Raw genomic sequence first — 7,364 nt, 5'->3', positions numbered from 1 at the left:
GACCCTAGACAAGTCCCATCGTTGCAGGTCAGGAGCACTCTCCGCTTATTTGATCAAGCCTCGGACACCCCACCTCGCGAAAGCGCGAGGCTAGCCGCCCGCGTGCGTCGAGCGCAACGGCTCGCGTCGTTCCGGTCATGCTCTCCTCCTGGTTGGCTCGTCGCCGTGAGACATGTGGCCGGCGGAAGTTCTCATGACGGGGATCAGCCGGTCGGAAGATCGCGTGCCGGTTGCTTCAGCGCGGTTCGGACGAACTGGCCCGCGCGGTCGAGCGCCGATGCGCCCTCGTCCAGGATCGGCGCGAAGCCCTGGAAGACGTGTGGCACTTCCGCGGTGATGTCGAGGATGACCGAGACGTCGGCGGCTGCCAGGCGGGAGGCGAGCCGGATGGAGTCGTCGAGCAGTGTTTCGTGCGTTCCGACCTGCACGAGAGTGGGCGGCAACCCGTGCAGGTCGTCGAACAGCGGGCTGTGCTCCCGTGCCGCGGTAGCACCTTCGCCGGCGTAGTCGAGCACGCGCCGGGCGAGCGCTTCCCGATTCACCGCGACGTCTACGGACGCCCGCGTTGTCATCGAGTCGCCGGCCAATGTCAGGTCGATCCAGGGCGACAGCAACACCGCGCCCGCCGGTACGGGCCGGTTTCCCGCCACCAGTGACGTGAGCAGTCTCAGTGCCACCCCGCCTCCGGCGGACTCCCCGATCACGATCAGTTCGTCGGCGCCGATACCCGACTCCAGCAGCGCTTCATAACACGTCGCGGCATCGGTCGCCGCGGCCGGTGCCGGGTGCTCCGGCGCGAGCCGGTAATCCACGGTGACGACCCGCAGTCCCGATCGCCGGGCGATCTGGGTCACCAAGCCCAAGGAGCTGTTCGCCGAACCCAGTGCGAACGCGCCGCCGTGGAAGTAGAGCGCGGTGCCGACCGGTTGCGGCGCACCGCTGATCGTGACCGACAGCGCGGCGACACCCGCCAGGTCGAGCTTCTCGACGATGGCGTCGGTGGGCACCGGCTGCGAGCTGAGAATCTGTTCGAACAGCGGCCGTTGGACGTCGAGATCGCCACCCAGGTCGAGCGGCGAGTTCCGCCGGAGTTCGCGGACCTGCTCGCGTTGCACACGAGTCACGCTGTCACCTGCCTGGTTTCGAGGCCGGTGCGGTGTGGACGTTCGACCGGACTGAGGACGACGGTGCGTTTGTTCGTCATGATCGCGCCTCCGCCGACTTGACGTGCTGCGCTACCAGTGCCGAAAACTCCTCGGGCTCGTCGATCGGAACGATGTGGCCGGCGTTGGGCAGCAGGCTAGCCGTCAACTTCGCACTGAAAGGTGCGAGTTGACGCGCGGTGCTCTCGCCGACTGCGCCTCCGCCGATCGTGAGCACCGGAAGTGTGAACACGTTGTGCGCCACCCACGAGGAGATCCAGTCCGCGTTCGCGGGCATCGCGCGGTAATGCTCGAAAGCGGCCCGCAAGGACTCCCGCCCGCGGTACGCCTCGACGATCCGGGAGGTCAGCGCCTCCGAGAGCCCGCGGCGGCTTCCGCCGTCGAGGAAGAACCGGATGTAGTGGTCTTCCCGTCCCTCCAGCAGGTCCTCGGCGAACCCGCCCGGAGCCGAGTGGAGCCCGAACCACCAGGGGGCGCCGCTCGCCGTGAAGGCTTCGGCTCCGGGCAGTGTGCCGATCATCGCCTCACTCAGCGTCAGGCTGGACACGCGGTGCGCATGGGTCGCCGCCAGCGCGAACGCCGGTGCGGTGCCGAGGTCGATGCCGACGACGTGCGCCCGGTCGATGTCCAGCGCGTCGAGGAGCCCGACCAGGTCCCCGGCGAGCTCGGTCGCCAGGTAACCGCCGGCCGCTCGGTCACTGTCGCCCAGACCGCGTAGATCCGGCGCGACGACACGGAGCCCGGCCGCCGTCAGCAGTGGCGCGACTTCGGACCAGATCGCCCGCGTGTGCGGAAAACCGTGCAGCAGCAGGACCGCGGGGCCCTCACCCGCCACCTCGACCGCGAGGCGGACGTCGTTCACCGAGATGTACCGCGCTTGGGCGTCCGCCAGGTAGGCAGTCAACATCGTTCATCTCATCCAGTCGGTTACTATCGGATACCAGGCGAACATAGGAGACCGAGCGTGGACGTTCAAGGAGGCACTTCCCGGAACCCTGGTCACCTCGGGGTAACCCCTCACCGCGGCGACCTCTTCGATGCAGCCTGCCCCACCAGGCAGCTGCTCGACCGGGTCGGCACGAAATGGACGACCATGCTCGTCCTGACCCTCGACCAGAGCGATGGCGAACTCCGTTTCACCGAACTCAAGCGAGCCCTGAACGGGATCTCCCAGAAGATGCTGACGCAGACCCTGAGGTCGCTCGAGCGGGATGGCCTCGTCACCCGCCGGGTCGAGCCTTCCGTTCCGCCACGGGTCTTCTACGGGCTCACCGCGCGTGGAAAGTCGTTGGCACAACCCCTGTCACAGTTGCGAGAGTGGGCGGAGATGCACATGCCACAGATTCAGCTCGATCAGGACGCGTTCGACCGTTCACTCTGAGCGCACGGCTGGTCCACGGCCGACCAGGCCGGCGATGAGCAAGGTCGTTGGGAGTGTCTGACGGGTCCCGTGACGGGTCTGGCGGTGGATCCGTAAGTGAGAGCGAGGTAGGAGAACAAGCTCAGCGTGTGAGCACGCATCCAGCCGCGACGCCGAGCCGGAGCATGGCTCCGAAGAACCGGCCGACGATATAGGCGGTGCTTCCGGGTGGGGAAACCTGGCCCTCCCTCCGCGCGGCGGCGGTCCGGACAGAGTCCTCCCCTGACCGCTGCAGTTGACGCCGGTCCCGGTCGCGGCCGTCCTCACCTACAGTGGGCGCTGCCGCGAGCCCCCTGTCGGCTCGTCTCCCTGCTCGCTCGACCGCGGGTCCTCGACTCGCGAAGCAAAGGGCAGTGAGCGGTGACAGCCGCGCGCGCCACGTTTGGACAGCAGCACACGCTTCCGTAGGTCTGCTACGGGGTACGACGTCATCCGGTCGTAGCGCGGAAGCGCCGTTCTGGGGCGCTGATGTGGCTTGCGTCCCCTTGGCGGCGTCCCTGCCCTTGGCGCGCTGGGCGAACGGGATGACTGTGCTCACCGGTCGGTCGTCAGGACTGCACACCGCGACCCATCGCCGAGCCGGGCACGCATCCGGGCGCAACGGGACGGCGGTCCCGGCGACCGGGACCTCGCCCACCCATCCCTGACCAGTCATGTCACCATCAGCCCCGGCAGCACACAGACGTTCCGCGCAGCACCCTTGCGAACTGCTCGGTAAGCCCCGGCGACGCCACCACCACACAGCGAGGAAGCCAGGGATGTCACCAGCCCGCGCATGTCGTCCTCCGTCCCGTCGTACGGCGGCAACTGCCGCGCGTCCAGGACACCTTGGTCGGAGGTGTCGGGGATCGACCTCGGTGGTGAACCATCCTTCCGAGCGAACTGAGCGATGAGGGCCCCGGGCGACCGTCCCCACCAGCCTTCCCGCGCCGATCGTGGCCCGTGATCCCCGGCGGCTGCCAGGGCAACTGCCGGGGAGGAACAGGCCCTACCGTCATCCGGAGCGCGGCCGTGTCGTCCGGAGATCACCTTCGTTGCCGCTGTCCTGGAGTGCGCCAGGACGCGACACGCGCCGGTCGCCGCCCCCTCGGAACGCGGAAATACCCAGGTGGGGACGCGTCGGCCGGGATCGACCGCCCTCCCGGTACGTGGTCTCACCGCCGTCCTCGCGGCAATCACCCGGAAGTGATCTTGCCGATCCTGGCACACCTGTGACTTGCTGGAGTCGAGTGATGACCGCTTGTAGTGAGCGGGCTGAGGTGAAGGGATGACGGATGAGCACTCCCCAAGAGGCGGACGCGGGTCGTGATGGTTCAGCCTCTCCGATCAAGTTGGTTGCGGGAACGGGGGCGGCGGGGTTCGCGGGGGACAACGAGAGCGCGGTCTCGGCTCAGTTGAACCGCCCGTACGGGATCGCGGTGGACAGCACCGGCACCCTCTACTTCGCCGACCACGGCAACCACCGGGTCCGGAAGGTCACAACGGACGGGAGGGTCAGCACGGTCGCGGGTACCGGGACGGCGGGCTTCAGGGGGGACGGTGGTCCTGCTGCAGCGGCCCAGCTGAACTACCCGCGTGAGGTGGCGGTGGACAAGGCGGGCGCCGTCTACATCGCTGATACCAACAACCACCGGATCCGCAAGATCACGGTCGACGGGACCATCAGTACGGTCGCCGGCACGGGAGCCGCGGGCTTCAGGGGGGATGGTGGTTCCGCCACCGCGGCCCAGCTGAACCTCCCCTTGGGGGTCGCGGTGGACAGCACCGGCGTCCTCTACATCTCCGACTACTACAACCACCGGGTCCGGAAGGTTGCGACGGACGGGGTGATCAGTACGGTCGCGGGGACGGGGGCCGCCGGTTTCAGAGGTGACGGCGGTCCGGCGGTCTCGGCCCAGCTGAACGGCTTGCACGGAGTGGTGGTCGACGGTGCGGGCGATCTCTACATCGCCGACCAGGGTAACCACCGGGTCCGGAAGGTCACGGCTGACGGGAAGATCAGTACCGTCGCCGGCACGGGTGTCGCGGGCTTCAGCGGCGATGACGGCCCTGCCGTCTCCGCCAAGTTGAACTCCCCGGTAGGGGTGGCGGTGGACAGCTCCGGCACCCTTTATATCTGCGACTACGGCAATCACCGGGTCCGGAAGGTCGCGGCGGACGGCGTGATCAGCACGGTCGCCGGCACAGGCACCGCAGGCTACGGCGGTGAGGGCGGCCCAGCCGCATCGGCCCAACTGAACGGCCCGCGCAAGGTGGCGGTGGACTGCGTCGACACCCTCTACGTCACCGACCATCTCAACAACCGGATCCGGAAGGTCACGTCCGCGAAGATGGCCGGGCTGCCAGAGTCGGGCACAGTGGTCTCCTGGGCCAACGTCCGCAGCAGGCTGCGCATGGGGGTCCATCAGGAGTCGGCCAAGGACGGGGCCGAGATCCACCAGTTGCTGGCCTCGCCCAGGGACCACCAGCGGTGGCGGCTCATCGCCTCGGGCCAGGACGATGGTGAGGTCCTGTACCGGATCGAGAACGTGCGCAGCGGCAAGGTGATGGAGGTCGCCGACGCGCAGGAGAGGGCAGGGGCGGCGGTCGCCCAGCGGGTCTACGAGGGCGGTGACGCGCACCACCAGCACTGGAGGCTGATCCCCGTGGGTCCGGTGAACGGCACCCCGAGGGTGTACGAGATCGCCAACCGGCACAGTGGTCTGCTGCTGCGGGTCGACACGAACGCCCGCACGGCCATCAGACAGCACGGATCGGACGGTGACCACCAGGGCCGTCAGTGGCAGTTGCTCCCCGTGTAGCGCACAAGAGGGGCAGAGGCGCTCTCCCGCCGCTGCCCCTCTTGTCCGACCCGCCCCTACTCGGAACGGGACGGCTTCTCCGCGGAAGCCTTGGGCGCCTTCGGGGCGTCCGGGGCCTTCGGGGCGTCCGGGGTTCTGGGGGGCTTGGTGAAGTCGTTTTTCTTCGGCTTGCTTTCCAGGTCCTCGTCCTTCTGGAGGTCGCCGTGCTCCTTCACCGTCGCACTCGCCTCCTCCATGCCGGTGGAGGCCGCCTTGGTGACCGAACCGGGATCCTGGGCGTACTGGGCCTGTGCGCCGGCGGATGCCTGGGTGGTCTGGACGAGGGAGCCGAGGAAGCCCAGGACGGCTCGCGCTTCGGGTGACGTCTCCTGCACGATCTTCGAGCGCGAGGAGGCGCCGTGGATGGCGTTGTTGAACAGGCTCGTACTCGTGTCGTCATACGTGTCGTCGTCGGAGTCCTCGAAGTCGACACCCTCACCCGGCTGGGGCTTCGTGCTGTCGGTGGTCACGGAGAAGAGTCCCGCGCCCTTGCCCGCGGAGTTGAAGATGTTGTCGAACACCATGATCGTCACCTCTGGTCGTCGTCGTGGCGGCCGTGCCGCGCGGTCAGGGCTGCTTGTGGAGCGTCTGCTGGCTGACGGTCAGGCTCTCGACGTCGAGCATGGTGTGGTGGACGTCCAGGGCGGAGACGACCTCGGCCAGTCCCTTCATGCGGAAACCACCGGGCGTCAGGTCGATGTCGTTGATGTCGCGGGCGACCATCCCGTTGAGGCCGGGATAGGTGCCGGGCTGCGGGGGAGACAGCACCGCCACCGGCACGGCGTACTGCACCGCGATCAGACCGGAGAAGGTCACCGGGATCTCGTAGGTGTACTGCTTGCGGGTACGCCGCTGCGTGACGATGGTCTGCACGCGGGAGTTCGCCGGCACCTTGCCGGAGATCTGCGACTTCGAGGCCCAGCTGGTGGTCAGGGAACCCCCGACGGTGGCCGCGATGCCCAGGGCCAGCTGGGCGTTGAGCGAGGCGTTGCCGGTGGCGCTGCCCGAGGTGGTGAACCCCACCGAGTTGGTCATCCCGTTCGACGAGGAGTTCGTCGCCGAGCTGCTCGCGGACGTCTCGCTCGTGTTGGCGTTGTCGACCCCGACGCTGTCCTTGCTGTTCTTGTTGGTCACCGTGTTCGAATTCCTGTTCGCCGTCCCGTTCTGGCACGACGCCTGGAGTTGCGACTGGAGATCCAAACGGAGCTGGTTCTGCAGCTGCAGCTGGAGCGAGGCGCCGACGCTGCCGCCGAAAGTGAGCTTGGCATCCCCGTGGAGCGACCACGTCACCCCGTTCGAGACGGTGAAGTCGACCGAGTCGGTGAAGTTCATCTCCGACTGGCTGCGGTTGACATAGGTGCGCGAGGAGAAGGTGTCGGGTGGAGGCTGGCTGATGTCGCCCCGGACCTCGATCAGAGGTTCCCCGAGGTTCATATAGGCGAGCCAGCCGAGCTCGAACGCAGTCCCGGTAAAGCTGCCGAAGCTCGACTTGTTGACGGAGAACCCGACGGGTTTGTGCTTCACGCCGGAGGGGTCGACGTAGACCAGGTTGGGGTGGCTCAGGAGGGACTGCCAGGTCTGTTCGATGTTGAGTTCCCGCAGGTTCTTTTTTGTCAGCGGCTGACGCTTCGCGTCTACCAGGCTGTATGCGGTGGAAGGCATCTACCCGTCCTCGACTGATGTGGACCGGACCGCGCTGGTTGAAAAGGTAAGTGAAAAGCGGACGGAAACATGTCCACGTCTTCGGCGGTCGAAATTAGCATGCGGAATAATGGTCCGGAAGGTGCATCTGTGTATCACACTCATTCGAGTGATCGGAATTCGGCACTCTCCTCTTTATCGCAAGATAATCGATCCCGGATTCGCCTCTCGTCACCCGATCGATGACTTTCCGGTGGCCTCTGTACTCCAGTAAGTTGAACCCGGCCGTTGTCTGCAAGA

The 7,364-nt window shown here is 67.1% G+C and carries 6 protein-coding genes; 2 read left to right on the top strand and 4 right to left on the bottom strand.

Going from position 1 to position 7,364, the window contains the following annotated elements:
• Window positions 1-203: 203 nt before the first annotated feature.
• Together AB0N63_RS26255 and AB0N63_RS26250 are read right to left on the bottom strand one after the other, a co-directional pair.
• Window positions 204-1,115, bottom strand: coding sequence for an alpha/beta hydrolase fold domain-containing protein (locus AB0N63_RS26255; protein ID WP_365532199.1), 912 nt, complete (start codon window positions 1,113-1,115; stop codon window positions 204-206).
• Between the two features lie 85 nt (window positions 1,116-1,200).
• Window positions 1,201-2,070, bottom strand: coding sequence for an alpha/beta fold hydrolase (locus AB0N63_RS26250; RefSeq protein WP_365532196.1), 870 nt, complete (start codon window positions 2,068-2,070; stop codon window positions 1,201-1,203).
• 57 nt (window positions 2,071-2,127) lie between these two features.
• Here AB0N63_RS26250 and AB0N63_RS26245 point away from each other — a divergent pair, with 57 nt between their 5' ends.
• Entirely contained in the window at window positions 2,128-2,544 is a 417-nt protein-coding gene (locus tag AB0N63_RS26245) for a helix-turn-helix domain-containing protein (protein ID WP_365532193.1), read from the top strand.
• Window positions 2,545-3,857: 1,313 nt separating this feature from the next.
• Window positions 3,858-5,384: an RICIN domain-containing protein gene (locus tag AB0N63_RS26240; protein ID WP_365532191.1), complete on the top strand. Its 1,527-nt coding sequence runs from the start codon at window positions 3,858-3,860 to the stop codon at window positions 5,382-5,384.
• A gap of 56 nt (window positions 5,385-5,440) precedes the next feature.
• Here the strand turns inward: AB0N63_RS26240 and AB0N63_RS26235 are convergent, their stop codons facing one another.
• Window positions 5,441-5,947 (bottom strand): hypothetical protein, encoded by a 507-nt coding sequence (locus AB0N63_RS26235; protein WP_365532188.1) that lies wholly within the window; start codon window positions 5,945-5,947, stop codon window positions 5,441-5,443.
• A gap of 43 nt (window positions 5,948-5,990) precedes the next feature.
• Window positions 5,991-7,085, bottom strand: coding sequence for a hypothetical protein (locus tag AB0N63_RS26230; protein ID WP_365532185.1), 1,095 nt, complete (start codon window positions 7,083-7,085; stop codon window positions 5,991-5,993).
• Window positions 7,086-7,364: the final 279 nt, after the last annotated feature.

The sequence above is a fragment of the Streptomyces sp. NPDC093260 genome (genome assembly GCF_040683715.1).
Taxonomy (GTDB): domain Bacteria; phylum Actinomycetota; class Actinomycetes; order Streptomycetales; family Streptomycetaceae; genus Streptomyces; species Streptomyces sennicomposti.
The sequence above is the reverse complement of the archived record's forward strand: the minus strand, read 5'-3'. Positions and strand labels throughout refer to the sequence as shown.

What these genes read in the sequence shown, in the direction of transcription:
- AB0N63_RS26250 (WP_365532196.1), bottom strand. Translation starts at nt 2,070, where the DNA reads ATGTTGACTGCCTACCTGGCGGACGCCCAAGCGCGGTACATCTCGGTG.
- AB0N63_RS26240 (WP_365532191.1), top strand. Translation starts at nt 3,858, where the DNA reads ATGAGCACTCCCCAAGAGGCGGACGCGGGTCGTGATGGTTCAGCCTCT.
- AB0N63_RS26235 (WP_365532188.1), bottom strand. Translation starts at nt 5,947, where the DNA reads ATGGTGTTCGACAACATCTTCAACTCCGCGGGCAAGGGCGCGGGACTC.
- AB0N63_RS26230 (WP_365532185.1), bottom strand. Translation starts at nt 7,085, where the DNA reads ATGCCTTCCACCGCATACAGCCTGGTAGACGCGAAGCGTCAGCCGCTG.